This is a genomic window from Anaerostipes amylophilus, from assembly GCF_025567365.1.
Classification (GTDB): domain Bacteria; phylum Bacillota; class Clostridia; order Lachnospirales; family Lachnospiraceae; genus Anaerostipes; species Anaerostipes amylophilus.
The window spans coordinates 264,942-282,099 of the sequence record NZ_JAOQJG010000002.1 but is presented as its reverse complement, the minus strand read 5'-3'; the positions used below and the strand labels follow the sequence as shown (position 1 = coordinate 282,099).

General features: G+C 34.7%; 18 protein-coding genes and 2 pseudogenes. 2 read left to right on the top strand and 18 right to left on the bottom strand.

The features are described 5' to 3' along the window. Window positions 1-27: 27 nt before the first annotated feature. Complete coding sequence (locus OCV53_RS03875) at window positions 28-1,194, bottom strand: cation:proton antiporter (RefSeq protein ID WP_055196637.1); 1,167 nt, start codon at window positions 1,192-1,194, stop codon at window positions 28-30. A gap of 145 nt (window positions 1,195-1,339) precedes the next feature. On the opposite strand from OCV53_RS03875, the gene OCV53_RS03870 reads away from it, so the two are divergent. Continuing rightward, window positions 1,340-1,657, top strand: coding sequence for a DUF1292 domain-containing protein (locus tag OCV53_RS03870; protein WP_055196636.1), 318 nt, complete (start codon window positions 1,340-1,342; stop codon window positions 1,655-1,657). A 69-nt stretch (window positions 1,658-1,726) separates the two neighbouring features. Here the strand turns inward: OCV53_RS03870 and OCV53_RS03865 are convergent, their stop codons facing one another. The 7 genes and pseudogenes from OCV53_RS03865 to OCV53_RS03835 form a co-directional block, all read right to left on the bottom strand. Further along, on the bottom strand, window positions 1,727-2,314 hold the full coding sequence (locus OCV53_RS03865) for a DUF1653 domain-containing protein (RefSeq protein ID WP_055196635.1): 588 nt from the start codon (window positions 2,312-2,314) through the stop codon (window positions 1,727-1,729). After that, complete coding sequence (locus OCV53_RS03860) at window positions 2,304-4,166, bottom strand: ATP-dependent helicase (RefSeq protein ID WP_081019935.1); 1,863 nt, start codon at window positions 4,164-4,166, stop codon at window positions 2,304-2,306. Before OCV53_RS03860 ends, OCV53_RS03865 begins: the two co-directional genes overlap by 11 nt. Continuing rightward, window positions 4,159-5,619, bottom strand: coding sequence for a glutamate--tRNA ligase (gene gltX, locus OCV53_RS03855; RefSeq protein WP_022375378.1), 1,461 nt, complete (start codon window positions 5,617-5,619; stop codon window positions 4,159-4,161). The genes OCV53_RS03860 and gltX overlap by 8 nt, the downstream gene beginning before the upstream one ends. A 119-nt stretch (window positions 5,620-5,738) precedes the next feature. Continuing rightward, window positions 5,739-6,947, bottom strand: a complete 1,209-nt coding sequence (gene hydF, locus OCV53_RS03850) for a [FeFe] hydrogenase H-cluster maturation GTPase HydF (protein ID WP_022375379.1) — start codon at window positions 6,945-6,947, stop codon at window positions 5,739-5,741. 39 nt (window positions 6,948-6,986) lie between these two features. Continuing rightward, window positions 6,987-8,048 carry a DNA/RNA non-specific endonuclease gene (locus tag OCV53_RS03845; RefSeq protein WP_022375380.1) on the bottom strand — a complete coding sequence of 354 codons (1,062 nt, stop codon included), beginning with the start codon at window positions 8,046-8,048 and terminating at the stop codon, window positions 6,987-6,989. 40 nt (window positions 8,049-8,088) lie between these two features. Further along, complete coding sequence (locus tag OCV53_RS03840) at window positions 8,089-8,493, bottom strand: hypothetical protein (RefSeq protein WP_022375381.1); 405 nt, start codon at window positions 8,491-8,493, stop codon at window positions 8,089-8,091. A 136-nt stretch (window positions 8,494-8,629) separates the two neighbouring features. Next, window positions 8,630-9,626, bottom strand: a pseudogene (locus OCV53_RS03835) (lyase family protein); the annotation flags it as partial. Window positions 9,627-9,769: 143 nt separating this feature from the next. Here OCV53_RS03835 and OCV53_RS03830 point away from each other — a divergent pair. Continuing rightward, window positions 9,770-10,093: pseudogene (locus tag OCV53_RS03830) on the top strand (Lrp/AsnC family transcriptional regulator); the annotation flags it as partial. Between the two features lie 11 nt (window positions 10,094-10,104). Here OCV53_RS03830 and OCV53_RS03825 read toward each other — a convergent pair. From OCV53_RS03825 to OCV53_RS03780, 10 genes are all read right to left on the bottom strand, one after another. Next, window positions 10,105-10,521 (bottom strand): hypothetical protein, encoded by a 417-nt coding sequence (locus OCV53_RS03825; protein WP_242852108.1) that lies wholly within the window; start codon window positions 10,519-10,521, stop codon window positions 10,105-10,107. Between the two features lie 420 nt (window positions 10,522-10,941). Further along, window positions 10,942-11,352 carry a hypothetical protein gene (locus tag OCV53_RS03820; protein WP_242852107.1) on the bottom strand — a complete coding sequence of 137 codons (411 nt, stop codon included), beginning with the start codon at window positions 11,350-11,352 and terminating at the stop codon, window positions 10,942-10,944. Between the two features lie 115 nt (window positions 11,353-11,467). Further along, window positions 11,468-11,929, bottom strand: coding sequence for a hypothetical protein (locus tag OCV53_RS03815; RefSeq protein ID WP_331485864.1), 462 nt, complete (start codon window positions 11,927-11,929; stop codon window positions 11,468-11,470). Next, the gene (locus OCV53_RS03810) at window positions 11,898-12,230 is read right to left on the bottom strand and encodes a polymorphic toxin type 35 domain-containing protein (protein ID WP_055196630.1); all 333 of its coding nucleotides are present in this window, start codon (window positions 12,228-12,230) and stop codon (window positions 11,898-11,900) included. The genes OCV53_RS03815 and OCV53_RS03810 overlap by 32 nt, the downstream gene beginning before the upstream one ends. Before the next feature lie 74 nt (window positions 12,231-12,304). Further along, window positions 12,305-12,730 carry an RHS repeat-associated core domain-containing protein gene (locus OCV53_RS03805; protein WP_055196629.1) on the bottom strand — a complete coding sequence of 142 codons (426 nt, stop codon included), beginning with the start codon at window positions 12,728-12,730 and terminating at the stop codon, window positions 12,305-12,307. A gap of 500 nt (window positions 12,731-13,230) precedes the next feature. Beyond that, complete coding sequence (locus OCV53_RS03800) at window positions 13,231-13,428, bottom strand: hypothetical protein (RefSeq protein ID WP_055196628.1); 198 nt, start codon at window positions 13,426-13,428, stop codon at window positions 13,231-13,233. 5 nt (window positions 13,429-13,433) lie between these two features. Beyond that, window positions 13,434-13,670: a DUF7336 domain-containing protein gene (locus tag OCV53_RS03795; protein WP_055196627.1), complete on the bottom strand. Its 237-nt coding sequence runs from the start codon at window positions 13,668-13,670 to the stop codon at window positions 13,434-13,436. Between the two features lie 226 nt (window positions 13,671-13,896). Further along, a complete protein-coding gene (locus tag OCV53_RS03790) occupies window positions 13,897-14,352 on the bottom strand; it encodes an RHS repeat-associated core domain-containing protein (RefSeq protein WP_070097214.1) in 456 nt (151 codons plus the stop codon). Between the two features lie 481 nt (window positions 14,353-14,833). Further along, on the bottom strand, window positions 14,834-16,240 hold the full coding sequence (locus OCV53_RS03785; protein WP_055073150.1) for an ankyrin repeat domain-containing protein: 1,407 nt from the start codon (window positions 16,238-16,240) through the stop codon (window positions 14,834-14,836). Window positions 16,241-16,387: 147 nt separating this feature from the next. Next, the gene (locus OCV53_RS03780; RefSeq protein WP_055196626.1) at window positions 16,388-16,852 is read right to left on the bottom strand and encodes a hypothetical protein; all 465 of its coding nucleotides are present in this window, start codon (window positions 16,850-16,852) and stop codon (window positions 16,388-16,390) included. Window positions 16,853-17,158: the final 306 nt, after the last annotated feature.

Here is a 17,158-nt window from a genome sequence, read left to right as displayed (position 1 = left end):
ATTGTTTTATCTGTGTCGTAATATTCTTTATTTTGTAAAAAGCATTTTTAATATGATCGGTGATAACAAGGTCGTCACAAGTACCATGATAACAACTGGTGCAAAGAAAACTTCTGAAAGCAATCCTACAGAAATTCCTTTCTGTGCAACGATCAGTGCAACTTCACCACGACATACCATTCCTGCCCCAATCTGTACAGATTCACGCTTTCCATATTTACAAAGCAAGGCCCCAAGACCACATCCTGCAATCTTTGAGATCACTGCGATCACACATAAAATAATCGTAAATACGATCAATGTCTGTGTCATTCCATGAATATCAACATTCAATCCAATACTCGCAAAAAATATTGGTGTGATCATCATATAAGATAAAACTTCAATCTTATTGTAAATATAAAATCTCTCTGGAAGTCTGCAAAGAATGATTCCAGCAAGATATGCTCCTGTAATATCTGCGATTCCAAATAACTCTGCAAAAAATGCAAGAGCCAGACAAAACGCTAATGCAAAAACAGGAACTCTTCTTCTATGTCGTTCAATCTCAGGGTTCTTATAAGTAGACAACCATTGGAAAAACTTCTTGATTCCGATTCCTCCAATAATTGAAATTGCAAAAAATGCTGCCATCTTTACCAAAACCATAAGGATTGCCTGAATATGAAATCCTAATGCTCCTCCAAGACTTGTCATTATTGATAATAAGACGATTCCGAGAATATCATCAATAATCGCAGCTCCAAGGATTGCTGTCCCGACTCTTCCTTTCAAATGTCCCATATCCTGCAGTGCTTCTACCGTAATACTTACAGAAGTTGCTGTTAAGATCACTCCGATAAAAATTGACTCTAACATATTTCTTCCATATGCTAACGATAATGCTGCACCCATTACAAGCGGAACTAATACCCCACATAACGCAATAACAAAAGCAGGTATTCCACTTTTCTTCAATTCATCTATGTCGGTTTCAAGTCCAGCCTGAAACATCAGTACTACAACTCCTACTTCAGCCAAATTTAAAATCGAATCTGAAGGATCCACTATATTAAGGACAACTGGCCCTAAAATGATTCCCGCGATCAACGCTCCAACAACTGGCGGCATGTTAAACTTCTTTGATACCAGGCTGAATGCCTTGGTCATTGCCAGAATAATCGCAATATCCAGCAAAAATTTGTATTCTTCCATTGTGTTACCTCCATTATTTCGTATCGTATCACACCTGTTTTTTCTTGTCAATTCTTAGACAAAGTGATCTTTTTTTATCCTTTCCTTGCTTTTTTCTTCTTCCTTTAGTATAGTGAAACAAAAGACTAAGAAAAGAGGTAGCAAAATGAGCGAATTTAACGAACAAGATAATATTATCGAAGAAGAAACTCCTGTACTCCATTTAGAATTAGAAGATGGAACTGAACAAGACTGTGCTGTCATTGCTTTATTCTCTGTAGAAGAATTAAATGATCAAGAATATATCGCACTAGTTTCCATTGAAGATCTAGAAAGCGAAGATGAAGAAAGTGCTTTACTTTTATATCGTTATAACGAAGATTCTGAAGATCCTGATACTTTCAGTCTTGATAACATTGAAACTGATGAAGAATACGAAACAGTTACTGCTGTCTTAGATGAAATTCTTGAAGATGAAGAATAATTAACTAATAACTATCTATTTCTTTTAGCAAAACTTCGGATGCTTATTAAATTTAAAAAGTCCTGCACATTAAATGCGGGGCTTTTTCTCATATTGAAGTTTTGTTCTGATCACTTTATCAAGTTCGTAATACTGTTCTTCCAATGTCTTTCCAGTTAACACACAGTCCATTGCCATTCCCATAGATTCAAGCATTGTCTCTGTGATCTGGTCTTTATACTGAACCAGAATATTAAGGCGTTCATTAAGATCTGATGCATCAAGAAACTTAAGCAATGGTTCAATATTATTTTCTTGTGCTTCTTCCTCTTCCTGTGTAATTTTCTGAACATTTTCTGATGTTTCCTCATATGCTGGTTTGGCATCTGCTTTTTGTTCAGCTGCTATTTTTACACCTACATGATCTCCTGCATTTTCACAAAGTTCAACTTTTCTAAAACGATATTTTTGTTCTGCCTTTGGATATTTTTTATGATCCACTTCACTTAAAAACATTTCTAGTGGTCTTGCATAGGTTTTATATGTCCCATACAACGCTTGATAGATCACCAACTCTTCTTCTGTCTCCGTGTGTGATGCAACTGTAATGATCTGATAAAGTTTTCCTTTAAAGTGCATATAAAACTCACCAGCTCTTGGTATTGGTCTATTTTCCATCTTCTGCACTCCTTTCTTCCTGCCGTTTTTCAAGTTCCACAAGGAATCTTGATGGCCTGCTGTCTTTATTATATAGCTTTTTTACTGATAAAATATGTAAATATTTCTTTGCCCTTGTCACACCAACATAAAAAAGCCTGCGTTCTTCTTCAACATCTTCCTCTTTCATTGATTTCTTATGTGGAATCACATCTTCATTGACATCTGGAAGAAATACTCGTTCAAATTCCAGTCCTTTTGTGCTGTGCATAGTGCTTACAACCACACCTTCTTTCGACTCTTCGTTTTCTTTTGACTGACGATTCAATTCCTCTGTATATTCTCTGATATGATCAAACCACTCTTCATATGTGTCATATCCTTTGGCACTTTCCTGAAGTTCTTCGAGTACATGTGTGAATTCTTCTTCCTGAATCTTTCGAAATCTTGCATATTCCGAAATGTATGCATTATAACCAACAGACTTTCTGATATAATTAATTGCCATTAATGGAGTCATATTCTTCATGATACGAAGATCTTCCTTAAAATCTTCAACATATTCATACAGCCATGGCTTATCCTTAACTTTCTCAAGCAGATCATCAAAAGAAACTTCTGAATCCGTCAGATACTCACGGCTGATATAACGTTTTGGTCGATTCATCACTCTTAAAAATGTACTTCTTCTCATGTCTCCTCTGGCAAGTTTCATGTAGTCAATAATATTCTTGGAAATCCAATGATCAAAAAGATTCGGCACTGCATCCTGCATATAAAACGGAATATTATATGCCATCAAAGCCCCGATCAACTGTCTCGGTCCCTGATTGGTGCGATAAAGAATCGCAATCTGGGATAATGGTGTTTTCTTTGCCATCTCTTCCCTAATTGTGTATACAATATGCTTATTTTCCTCATAATGATCTTTAAATGTTCGAATCTCAACCTTGGCTTCACTGTTTGGCTGTGCTTCCATTTTCTTTTCAAAACGCTTTGTATTATAAGAAATAATATCTTCTGCCGTCTGTACGATCTGCTTTCCACAACGATAATTGCGATTTAATATTACTTGTTTCGTATTCTTAAAATCCTTCGGAAAGTTCAACATAAGTTCTGGTCTTGCACCACGAAACTTATAAATTGACTGATCATCATCACCTACAATAAACAGATTCTGATTTTCTCCGGACAGCATCTTCACAATCTCATACTGAATCTTATTAATATCCTGAAACTCATCAATCAAAATATATGGAAACTTCTGCTGCCACGCCTTCCTGATATCTTCCCGTTCTTTTAATAATTCGTATGTATACACCAAAATATCATCAAAATCAATCCATCGATTCTGATGAAGTTTCTCCTCATATGCATGGAAAATCTCTTTAAACACTTCATCTCCACAACATCCACTATGATAATAATCAAGCGGTATCATCTGTCCTTTTACCAGACTGATCTCCTGAATGACCGAACGCATAAAATCTGCCTCATCTTCTATGTCTAGTTCATGGTCTGTAATGATCTCACGGATAAAATCATATTTCTTATGTTCAGGCAGAATATTATCTGCACTATAATGATAAGCATATTTTAAAATCGTAAAAAATACAGAATGAAATGTTCCAAAAGAAACCGGCAGGGTTTCCCCTGCCAGCCGCCAAAATCGCTCCTTCATCTCATTCGCAGCAGCTCTGGTAAATGTAATGACCAAAATCCGCTGCGGCAGAATCTGATAATGCGATATCAAATATTGAATTCTCTTTGTGATCACAAGGGTCTTTCCTGATCCTGGTCCTGCAAGTACCATCATTGGTCCATCCTTATGCATCACAGCTTCTTTCTGTGCCTCACTTAAATGATTACGCAAGTGCTGCCTCCAGTTTTACAATTGCATCATTGATTCTCTTTAAAGATTCCTCTTTGCCAAGAAGTTCCATTAATTCTGTCGCTCCACCCGGTGTCATCTGCTTTCCGGATACTGCTGTACGAACTGGCCACATTACATAACCATTCTTATACTCATGTCCTTTTGCAAAGGATACTAACATCTCATATAACGCATCATTTGTAAAGTCTTCCTGTGCTTCGATCACTGGATAGATTTCTTTTAATACTGTTAATGAAGTCTCTGGTGTTGTCTTCATCTTCTTATGTTTATACATTTCTACATCATATTCTGGAACTGCTTCAAAGAAATCAATATGTCCCGGAATCTCTGTAAATAATTCAATTCTTGTCTTAACCATTGAAAGAATCTTATCAAAATCCATCTCTCTGTGGATCGTCTCTGTTACATATGGCATAGCCAGTTCTTTGAAACGATCAAAATCCATAGCTTTGATATATTCACCATTCATCCATTTGATCTTATTCATGTCAAAGACTGCTGGTGTCTTAGACATATGTTTGTAATCAAAGATCTCTTCTAATTCTTTTAATGAGAAGATTTCCTGTTCTCCTCCTGGACTCCATCCAAGTAATGCAACGAAGTTTACGATCGTCTCTGGTAGGAATCCCTGTTCGATCAGATCTTCGAAGGAAGAATGTCCTTTTCTCTTACTTAATTTGTGATGTTCTTCGTCTGTGATCAGTGGACAGTGAATGTATACTGGTTTCTCCCATCCAAATGCATCGTATAAACGATTGTATTTTGGTGTAGAAGATAAGTATTCGTTACCACGAACAACATGTGTGATTCCCATTAAATGGTCATCAACAACGTTTGCAAAGTTGTATGTTGGATATCCATCGGATTTGATCAGAATCATATCATCTAATTCGATATTATCTACTGTGATCTCTCCGTAAATCTCATCTACGAAAGATGTTGTTCCTTCTGTTGGGTTATTCTGACGGATTACATATGGTACTCCTGCATCTAATTTTGCCTGAACTTCTTCTTTGGATAAGTTTAAGCAGTGCTTGTCATAATGACTGATCACAACATCTCCTGATTTTACTTTCAGTGTGTCTAATCTTTCCTGATCGCAGAAACAATAATATGCTTCTCCTTTATCGATCAACTCTTTCGCATATTTTAAATACAGTCCCTGAGCCTGTCTTTCACTCTGAACATATGGTCCAACGTCTCCACCAACATCTGGCCCTTCATCGTGATTCATCCCAGCTTTCTTAAGAGTATTGTAGATGATCTGTTCTGCTCCTTCTACCTGTCTTTCCTGGTCTGTATCTTCAATTCTTAAAATAAAATCTCCGCCTGCATGACGTGCGATCAGATATGCATAAAGGGCTGTTCTTAAGTTACCTACATGCATACGCCCTGTAGGGCTTGGTGCAAATCTTGTTCTTACTTTGCTCATGATTTCCTCCCATTGGTTTTTAATTCTATCTTTCTATTCTACAAAACTTATCTTTCTTTGTAAAGAAGCAGTCTTGCTGATTTTTGTTAATTTATGCTGATTTTTTGAAATAGTCTATCCTAAATCTCATTTAAGATCCTGCTTGCTTCTTCAAATGGTTCTAAAGTTCTCTTTAGAATTCCCTGTGTTGCTGCAATAAAGATTCCATAATTGACGATTGGAACCCCTGCATCTTTGACTCTTGCGATACGGTTCTTCATCTCTCTTCTATTTAATGTGCATCCTCCACAGTGAATAACCAGATCATAAGTATCAAGATCATCTGGAAATGAATTTCCACTGCTTGTATGAATATCAAACGTCTTGCCTGTATACTGTTTCAGCCATCTTGGGATTTTCACCGTTCCGATATCATCACACTGCCTGTGATGAGTACATCCTTCTGCGATCAGAATCTTTGCTCCGTCTTCTAGATGTTCTAAAGCTTTGACTCCTCTGACTTCCTCTTCCAGATCTCCTTTGTATCTTGCAAACAGGATTGAAAATGAAGTTAGTTTAATATCTTCTGGAACGATCTTTGAAACCTTTCCAAATGCCTGGGAATCTGTGATCACTAAGGCTGGTTTCTTGCCGATTTCTTCTAATGTCTTTTCTAATTCTGTCTCTTTCACAACGATCGATGCTGCACCCGCTTCCAAAAGATCACGGATCGTCTGCTGCTGTGGCAGGATCAGTCTGCCTTTTGGTGCTGCACTGTCAATCGGTACGACTAAGATCACAAAATCATTTGGACAAACTAAATCTCCTACGATCTTTAATGTATCATCATCGGTTGGAATCAGTTTCCCAATCTCTTCTTTCAACTCCCAGATACCTTTTTTATCCTTGGCACTGACGAAACATGCTTTGTCTTCTTCCCATTCTTTTGCATCAGTAAGATCCATCTTATTGTAGACTTTAAGATAAGGAATCTTCTTTTCTTCGATCAGACATATCATATCTTCTTCAAACTCTGTCATGCCTGCGGTCGCATCCATGATCACGAGTGCTATATCAGCTTTTGCCAATACTTCTTTTGCTTTCTTAACACGCTTTGCTCCTAATTCTCCTTCGTCATCAAGCCCCGGTGTATCGATCATAACAACCGGTCCTAATGGAAGAAGCTCCATTGCCTTGTATACAGGATCTGTTGTTGTTCCTTTGACATCGGATACGATCGCTAGCTCCTGATTAGTCATTGCATTGATGACACTGGACTTTCCGGCGTTTCGTTTTCCGAATAATGCGATGTGAATCCTGTCTCCTCTTGGTGTTGCATTTAAACTCATAAGATTCCTCCTGTCTGTCTTTATGGATCGTTAACTTTTTTATCTTTGTGCCTTACGATAACCTGCTGCCTGTGCTTCCTTTTCACTCTTAAATGTCACTAAATATTTTGATGTTCCCATACGGTCATAGTCTCTTTGTCCCGGACAATGATAAACTTTTGATCTGCTGTTTCCTCGAATTTCCTGTGAAGTACTTGTTTTCGTATTTGTTTTCGCTGCTGTTGTATTTTTATTGCTTCTGTAACTTTTGCTGTTTGAATTGTTACTGCTGTCTGAACTGTTGCTGTTATTGGAAGAATTCTGATCTGTATGATATTTCTGGCTTGCTTTGGAATTCTCTGTTGTCACCTCTACGCTGCTGTCTGCTTCACTGTCTCCTGTTTCATAATCAATCTTCACTCCATCCTGTACGTTATATACAAAGACATTAAACTTGATATCTTCTCCCTTATCTTCCACAGACATCGCTTCCATCTGTACCCCTTTGGCTACCAGATCATCTCCGTCAAAGACTGGTGTGACTCTGTATAATACATGGTTTCCTGTCTCACGGACATAGTCACCGACCATCTCTTCATATGGTAACATTCCATCCACGTTAAAAGATCTTGTTCCTGTGATCAGGTTCTTGTTATTGGCATTCTCACCGGTCAGCTGGTAAGCGATCAAATGACAACGGTTATATAGATATTTCCCATCAACGTTATTGTATTTTGCTGTATGCCATCCGGTTGGTTTTACCATACCGATTGTTCCGCGTTTTCCTTTTGGCATGATATCTTTTCCAACACACGCTTCCGCCACCTGACATCTTCCTTCAGAGTCAAGTCTGCTGTAAGACTCGTAGGATTTTGTTGTCAGATCTTTGGATGTAAAATCTGGATTATTATTGTCAACAGCAACCGTCATATTCCCTGAAAAATCCGGAATATTGTCAGATGATACAGATTTGGTGGAAGAATTTGTACTTCCTTTGCTGCTTTGTTCGTTCTGTGTGCTTTCGTCATTACTGCTATTGCCTGTACTCTGGCATCCTGCCAGTGATACCGCCATCATTCCTGCGATCAGCAGAGCATATAATTTCTTTGTTACTCTCATCATCAACTGTTTCTCCTCTTGTTATATTCTTTTCTGATCTAGCTTATTGTTTTGGAAGATAGATCTGTTTTGTAATCTCGTGAGTGGAACCTTCGATCTGTTCTTCTTCTGCAAGTTTCCATTCCTCAAGATTCACATCCAGTACCTGATCGGACGGATAGACTTTATTCCAACGGAAGATCACGATCTCTTCAATCTGATCTATCACTGGTTTTAATGGAAGATTCTCTACAATACAAGTCTCCCCTTTTCCTGCCTTGTGTAAGCAATCTTCACAAACAATCGGATCGTTGATCTCTTCATACAACTTCTCTGTATATGCATTCATATAGACCTTCTCCCCTTTGGTCATCTCCGCAATATACTCTCGCAAGCCTCGATCCTGACTCTGCCTTCGATCATTAAACATCATACCGTTGTTGTTGTCTAAGCATAGAATTATTATCATTCTTTCCATTCTCCAATCGTACTTATGTTCTATTTATGTATTATATCTTGTGCGAGAGGATATTGCAATAAAAGAAGCTCTGAATTTCTCCAAAGCCTCTTCTTACTTTTCATTCTTTTTTGTATTCTAATTGTATTTATGATACTGCTTTCATCACTTTTTCTCTCATAAGCTGTGTCATTTTCTCTGGTTTTAAGATCTCTTTTAATTCTTCTTCATTTAACAGACCTTCTTCTAATACCAGCTCTTTTACAGAAATTCCTGTTTTTAGTGATTTCTTTGCAATCTCAGCAGACTTTGCATATCCGATATATGGACATAACGCTGTTGAGATTCCAACACTTTTTTCAATATATTTTTCGCACTGTCCGGCTTCGGCTGCCATCGTGATCGTATAGTCATGTCCAATGATCAGGTATACAACCTGTGATACAACTTCTGGAATCACTGGGTTGATCTTTCCTGGCATGATGGATGAACCATTCTGTCTTGCTGGAAGATTGATTTCTGATAAACCAGTTCTTGGGCCAAATGACATTAATCTCAGGTCATTGGATATCTTGGAAATATCAACGGCACATGTTTTTAACACCCCGGATACACTGACAAATCCATCTAAGTTCTGTGTGGCATCGATCAGATCATCTGCCTGTTTTAATGAAATTCCTGCAACTTTGCTTAATTCATAAGAAATGTTTGCAAGATAGTAAGGGGCTACATTGATCGCTGTTCCATTGGCTGTTGCTCCGATGTTTAAGACTTTCATCTCATCCATAACATTTTTTAGTCTCTTAATATCCTTTTTTAAAACATGTGCAAATGCTCCAAAACTTTGTCCTAGTCTCATTGGAACGGCATCCTGAAGCTGTGTTCTTCCCATGATGTACAATGCTGTAATCTCCTTTGGTTCCACCAAGGATTTCTATCGCACGATTGGCAATCACTTCGTTTGCATTCATATTGGCAGAAGTTCCAGCCCCTCCTTGGATCGCATCCACGATAAACTGATCTCTTAAATTTCCATCCAGAATCTCATCACATGCCTGAATGATCGTCTAAGCGATTTGCTGGTCAAGTTTTCCAGACTTTTCATTCGTGATCGCTGCTGCTTTTTTGACCATTACGATGCTGTCGTCTTGTTTCAAGATTTTATGTGTTGAAGCTTAACACAGTATGCAATGTTCGTAAACCTTAATCCTGTCTTTCCAAATTTAAAGTTCAAATTTTGTGTTTCAGCTTTTCTTTTTTTAATGAAAGTCTTGATTTACTTTAAATAATTAAGCGGTTGGAAGCGGAAGGAATTCTGACTGGATTTCATGCTTCTGTTGACCCGATCCAACTTGGTTATCATATTAAAGCATATATCAGTCTTGAGATCAGCCCTGCACAAAAACCCGAAGTTTATCCTTTTCTTCGAGCTCATCCAAATGTACTGGAATGTGATTGTGTAACTGGAAATTATTCTGTGCTGCTGAAGGTTGCTTTTCCTAGTACGATGGAACTGGATGAATTTATTGGGAAATTGCAGCACTTTGGGAAAACTAGTACGATGATCGTGTTTTCTACGATCGTTGAGAATCGTGGGGTGGTTCCTGAATAGTTGATTTGTTTTTAATTTCTGTTATCTAAAATAACAGGGTAAAATTTTACATATGGAACATTTTCTTTTATAATTTGTGCAACCTTTTTACTTATTATAATTTCCCTATACTCATCGTAAAATTCATATGTCTTATTTACATCCTTTAAATTTTTTATTCCTTCTTCTGTTATTCTTTTCGGTATGAAATAGAAAATGTTTTCATTTTCTGTCATATTTATTCTTTCACATTTTTCACATTGATTTTCAAATTTATAATTTTCATCAATATAACTTTTCTGTGGTAATATATTATCAGTAATAAAAGTATATCCTAATATCTTTTTACTTTTGCTTATAATCGGCTGAAAATATTTTTTATCTACTCCTGATTCTTTTAATTTCTCCACCAGTTTTGGTAATAACAACAACTCTCCTGTTCCATCCAATCCTGCAAACCCATAATCATTCTCATGTTTTTTTATATAGCCTTTCGATTGTGCATAAAATAAGCTATTTGTTTTTTCTTTACTATGACAACTTTCACATTCACTATATTCATTTTCAATATCTTCGTATTCTTCACAGTAATATTCTGGAAAACATAAAACGAATGCTTTTGCCTTTTCAAACTCTTCATCTAAAACTTCTACATCATAACCTAAGCAGATAAATTCTACATCTTTCCTATTTGATTTATAAAATTCAATTATTTGTTTATATAGTTCTGAATCTTGATTAATCTTATATGTATATTCTCCAGCAAATCGATTTCCTGTTCTGTATTTCTTTAATCTGTATAAAAATCTAGAGATAATTTTTTTTTATTTTCCAATCTGTTTCTTCATCATTATAACTTAATACAATTTCTACATTAACTTCCAATTTCGTCTCCTCCTGTTATCACTACAATTTTGCTGCTTTTGAATTGTAATTTTACCTTTGAAAATCCAGAAATTACCAATCACCAATTCATTGGGTACCGATTTTATATGATCTAAATCTGTTTCACTTATTTCTTTTTCTATTATTTTTTTCTCTGTTATATGATAATCCGTATAATCAAACTTGCCTGCATATACATGAATTCCATCTCTTTCATTCTTAATCATATCAATATCATCCTTAATTAAGATACTCTTAATAAAGTCGCCATTCTTGTTAAATTTCTGAACGACACCTAACATTCCAGTCGCAACATATATATTCCCTTTGTCGTCAATGGTTGCTTTAATAAAAGAATCTTTTTTATTTTGTAATTGTATATTACATACTATCATTGTTACAAAGTCTTTAACATTACTTACAGTAAAAATATTTCCCGAAAATATTGATCTATTTCCGAATTACTTGGAAATAGTTTTTTAATTTCTCGTAAATACCATTTTCTTTTTTTTATCCATTTTTTCTCTTTCCTTGTAAAATGCAAATATAAAAAATATACACTTCTAATTTTTCTTGATTATTATCATATAGTTTTTTTATTATATTTTTTCCTTCATCAACTATGTTATAAATATCATTTTCCTTATTTAAGAAAAATAAATATTCCGTGGTTGCATAAAAATAACCTGTAAGTAATTGTATTTTGATATTTTTTTTAAAAAACCTTTTTTGATATTCTACTAATTCAAAAAAAAGTTTTTTTTCATAACAATCTTTCTTATAATAATCTATAACATTCTCCATATAAACTTCTTCTAATGCCATCCAAAGCTGTGTATATAAAAGTAAGAAAATATCATCTCTCTTATTTTGTTTCCACAAAATATATAACTCTCGATTCGTTTTTCCAGTTTGATTTAAAGAAAAAAATGGCTGATTATCATAAACCAATTGTTTTAACCCATGCATCACTTAATTTTACAACTCCTTTCTTAGCTATACATGTACCTTCGATAATTTTCTCTTTATAATTGTATACAAATTTATATACAATTTCTTTTCCTTTAGTTTTTCCTATAGCTTCCATTTTTCCACTTTTCATTTCCTTTTTTACAATTGGTTTTACATACTTCCACTGATTCTTTTTTGTTACTTTTGTCCACTCATGTTTACTCTGCATAATGTGCCTTACTTTATTTTGATCAGAAGCTACTCTTCTTATTGCACTATTGACTCCTTTTTCCGCTAATCCACTACTTGATGACGCTCCCATAGCAACACCGATACCATAACCTGCAAATGCTCCTATAATGGCTCCTACTACAGCTCCTTTAATTCCCTATGTTGCTATAAATAAATTTCTTTTTTCCCTTTATATCCTAATCTTTTAGCAACTAATTTACCTTTATATGAACCAGCTATTGCACCAACAATTCCTCCTACTCCGACACCTACTAAAACTGCTGTACTTACTAAAAAATGCCCACTAGGATCCTCATAATTCACTGGATTATAATACCGTGCATTCAGATAATACAATCCCGTACTCTGATCATAGATTCCACCAGTATAACACACTTCATTTTTCGCCTGATCATCTCCATGAATAATTGTCTCTCCATAATCCGTATACTGATAGGTTGCATCTGCACTTCCATCTTCTTTCACTAGGCTAGTTGTACTTCCCTGAATATCTTTATTATACAGATAATATTGCGTATCATCCCCTTTGAATCTCTCAGTTGCAAGGATATTTCCTTCTGTTCCAATCAAGTTCTGTGAGTTTTGATTTCCATCACTTTTTCTGTCTCTAGATCAGTGTAGATCATCTCTTTAACACGGTCAAAACTGTCATAGATATAAACTTTTTGAACTGCCTGATCACCATTCTTTAACAGATTCCTGTAATCCTTGATCTCTTTAACTTTTCCGTACGCATCATAGGTATAACTTCTGAGGACTTTCTCTGTTGTCTGATTCTTGGAATACAGTTCTCCTTTGATCTCCTGCAGCCATCCGTTTTCATCATAAATATAAGATAATGACTGGAGTCCATCTTTGGTGGTCGGATAGGATACCTTACTGAGATTTCCATCCTCATTATAAGTATACCGGATCTGATGGGCTTTGATATCATCTGCCGTTGGCTGGGCATTCTGACTGATCTCTGCAAATGCTGTGAGCCTTCCTCTTTGATCATAAGTATATTCTGTATAACGATATTCGCTAATCAGTGACTTCGTAAGGTCTCAGGGAACTTAAGTCCTTTCTATTTACATAAAATAATAATTATCTCTATTTACTTCTATTTTTTTTATTTTAAACCCATGCGAATGATCTTTAAATCCTGGAACTATTGCTTGATATTTCTTTTTTACTTTCCTTGCTTTTTTATAACTACTATAATATCCTATATTCATAGATCCTATTCCTTTGTTTTGCTTTTCGTATATTAACTTATAAACATACATATTTATTACATATCTCCTTTCAAATCGTCACTGCAAAAATAACCATCTTTCCACTCCTCATGATTTATTATATATTTACTTATGTAAAAGTCTTCCTCATGTCCTATAAATCTTGGTTGTATTTTAAATCTTTCTATTGCTTTTTGAGCTAATTGTTCAGATGAATATACTGCAATTACCTGTTCATCAGATTTTCCACTCTCTTCATCTAAATACCACCAACTCAGTTCATACACTATCATTTTATTTTTCCTCCTCATAATTTATTTCCTATGATATTTTATTATACGACTATATTCTGATCCAGGTCCTTTGCCCCAATTCCCTTTTCCGTATTTTTCATTTAGTATTCTTGTTGCATATCGTGTCTTGATTCTTCGTCTTTTCCAAGTTGAATATGATACATAAAATACCACTCCTCCGGCAACTATCTTTACTAACGTATACAATGCCACTGCATAATGCCCACTAGGATCCACATAATTCACTGCAATACACGTATAAATGTTGCGTATCAGGTTTATCATTTTCTCCATGATAAGTATCTTCTGTTAGGAATCTTCCATCTTCTGGATTATAATATCTGGCATTCAGATAATATAGACCTGTACTCTGATCATAGATCCCACCCGCATAACATATTTCATTTTTCGCCTGATCATAACCCTGGATCATTGTTTCTCCAAAATCCGTATACTGGTATATTGCATCAGCACTTCCATGCTTTATGCATATTTGTGTAACCCAGTCATAAAAGCTGTTGAACCCATTGATATCAGTTGAAAATCTGAATACTTTTCTTGTCAGCTCTCTTCCCTGGTAATCGAATGCTCTGACATAGTGTTCAGAACTTCCGATATCAACTCCGAGTACTAAAGTTGATTCTGTGACTTGTTCAATCTTTTGATTCTGTGTATAATTCATTATAAGGACCTCCGATAATTAAGATGTTTTTCATCCGCCAAGATGATATCTTAATTATACTGTGAGGTTCTTCTTTCGTCTATTGACATTATTTATGAATTACAGGAATGCTTATGTTATCTGGCAATTTCCATATCTTGTTCTTTTTTAAGATTACTATTTCTGCTTTTCTGATTTCTTCACTCTACACTCTTTTATTGTGTTATTAATTCCTTGTTTTCTGACTTCGTAAGGTCTCAGGGAGCTTAAGTTTTTTCTTAGAAATATTTGTTATCTTAAGCGAATCAAGTATCACTATTTTCTATTATTTTGTATATTTACTTTGAATGCTTATATCCCTTTCTTTTTCTTTTATTTCTCTCTCCTCTTGCTTTTTGTTCTCTAATTTCTTCCCGTCTATTGCTTGGTTTTCCACCTGTCTTTCTTACATTGTTCTTACTATGACTTCGTAAGGTCTCAGGGAACTTAAGTCACTATAGTATTAGTCATCTTGCAATCCCGGAAACTTTTGATAAATATATTTTTTTATTCTATAACTATTACTGTCTGTTACAGCTTCTTTTATATCCGTATCACCTGCCCCTTCCTTGATCAAAAATTTTACCATTGGAAAATCTCCTAATGTAATCGCTTCATATAAAGCAGATGTCATTTTTTCTCCATCAGAGTATTTTCCAATCTTATTAACTTCGCCTCCATTGCTAAGCAATAGTTTTACTAATTTTATATTTCCCGTATCTACCGCGTTTATTAATGCTATTGGTGTAACTACTGCCTTCTTTTTTATTAACAATTCTGCAAGATCTATTCGGTCACTCATTGCTGCTGTTTCTAATATATTTTCATCATTATCTTCTGGTGATATATTTATATCTGTTAATTTTGTCAATAAGTACCCTAATGTTTTCTCCGAAATAGAATCTATCGAATTCTCAATTGATTCGCATATATCTTTTGGGGATGGTTTTATAATATCCATTAGATATTTTATTGTATCAATGTTGTTTGATTTTATCGCAAGGTCAAATATATTTTGAAAATCTGCATTTTCTTCTCGAACAGAAATCTTATTCTTTACTGCATATTTTAACACTTTCAAATTTCCATATTGGGCAGCAACCATTGCAATATTCTCCCCATATGTATTATGTAATTCATGAATGGAAATTCCTTTTAAAATTGATGAATTTATTTCTTGTCCTATTGAGATTTGATAGAAAATCTTTCGTTTCTTTGACAGGTCTTTCATTTTTACAATTCCCTGCTTCATTCCCCATTGAAGAATATATTCCGTGTTTGCCGATGTATCTCCATAAACGCCCGTACGATATCCATTGATCAATATTCTTTTTGTCATTTTTGTAACTGGAATTTTTTGTTGATACAGATATTCTATTAATTCTATTTGAGTTTTAGCATCTTGAATTTCGCCCGTTGATAATGCGTAATCTAGAGCTGATATTCCTCTTTTTTTATACTTAACATCAGCTCCTTTTTCTACCAATTGCTTGCAAAATTTTATATTTCCTTGTTGGGCAGCAAGCATAAGTAATGAAATTCCGTCTTTATCCTTGTAATTGGGATCAGCTCCTTTTCTTATTAAATACTGGGCAATTTTATTGTCTTCATGCATGGCTGTATCAGCATATACTGGATTTTTATCTGATTTTCCATAAAGACTATCCATTGTCAAGCCTATATTTCGAAACGAATTCATATTGGCACCATCATCAATTGCTTCTTTGGCTGCTTCAACTTCATTTGTTTCTATGGCATTGTATAATTTTTGATTTTGCTTTCTGCTTTGTCTGTAAGATTTACAACCACCGATAGTTACACAAAAAGCTGCTATCCATATAGTGCAAATAAATATTTTAATTTTTACCATTTTATTCTCACCTTTTTGTTTCTTCGATTTGTACTTGCGGATTTACTTAATCTTAATGTCCCTGGGACCTTAAGATTTTATACAGCTGTCTGTTTTCCTTCTTTGTCATACTTAAGGTACCGCAGATCTTATGATATCTACGTTTCATCACATATTTTGTATCTTATCTATTATACGATTTCTCGTATTTTTATATATTATTCGATTTTGAACATATAAAATCATAACTTGAACTGCTCCAAAAGCAAACACTATAACGCTTTGTGATATAACACCAAATATTATCATTAACACTATATAAAAAAATATCACCATTTTTAAATAGTATAATTTAAATTTTTGAGGTTTAATTATTATTTCACATCCAGCGTCTTTTGATATAACATTAAGATTAACTTGCATTTCTACAGTCAAATTTTCATAATTATATGTATCTATTAACCATAAATTTAACTTTCCTTGACCATCATCTGTTCTAAAATAATTTTCTACTTTATTATTTTCACTTGACCAACTAGTTTCTAATAATTTTATTTCTTGTGCGGATAAAACTTTTACTCTTTTTTTATAATCTTCAATCCATAAATCCTTATTTTTTTCAGAACTTATCATTATAACCTCCTCATCTAATAATGAGCATTATTAGATAGCCTTAAGAATTTCTTATTTTAAGGCTATCTAACATATGCACATTGGGTACCGTAGACCTTATAATATCTGACAATTTTCATATATTCATCATTTCTAAGATTCTTGCTTCTATTTTTCTAATTTCTTCATTCTGCACTCTTTTATTGTACCTCTATTTTCTGACTTCATAAGGTCTCAAGGAGCTTAAGTTCATACAGTATCCTGATATGTCGTTTTCATTCTCCCCTTATGCTTGAATTGTAACATTTCACCATTTTACAGGCAATC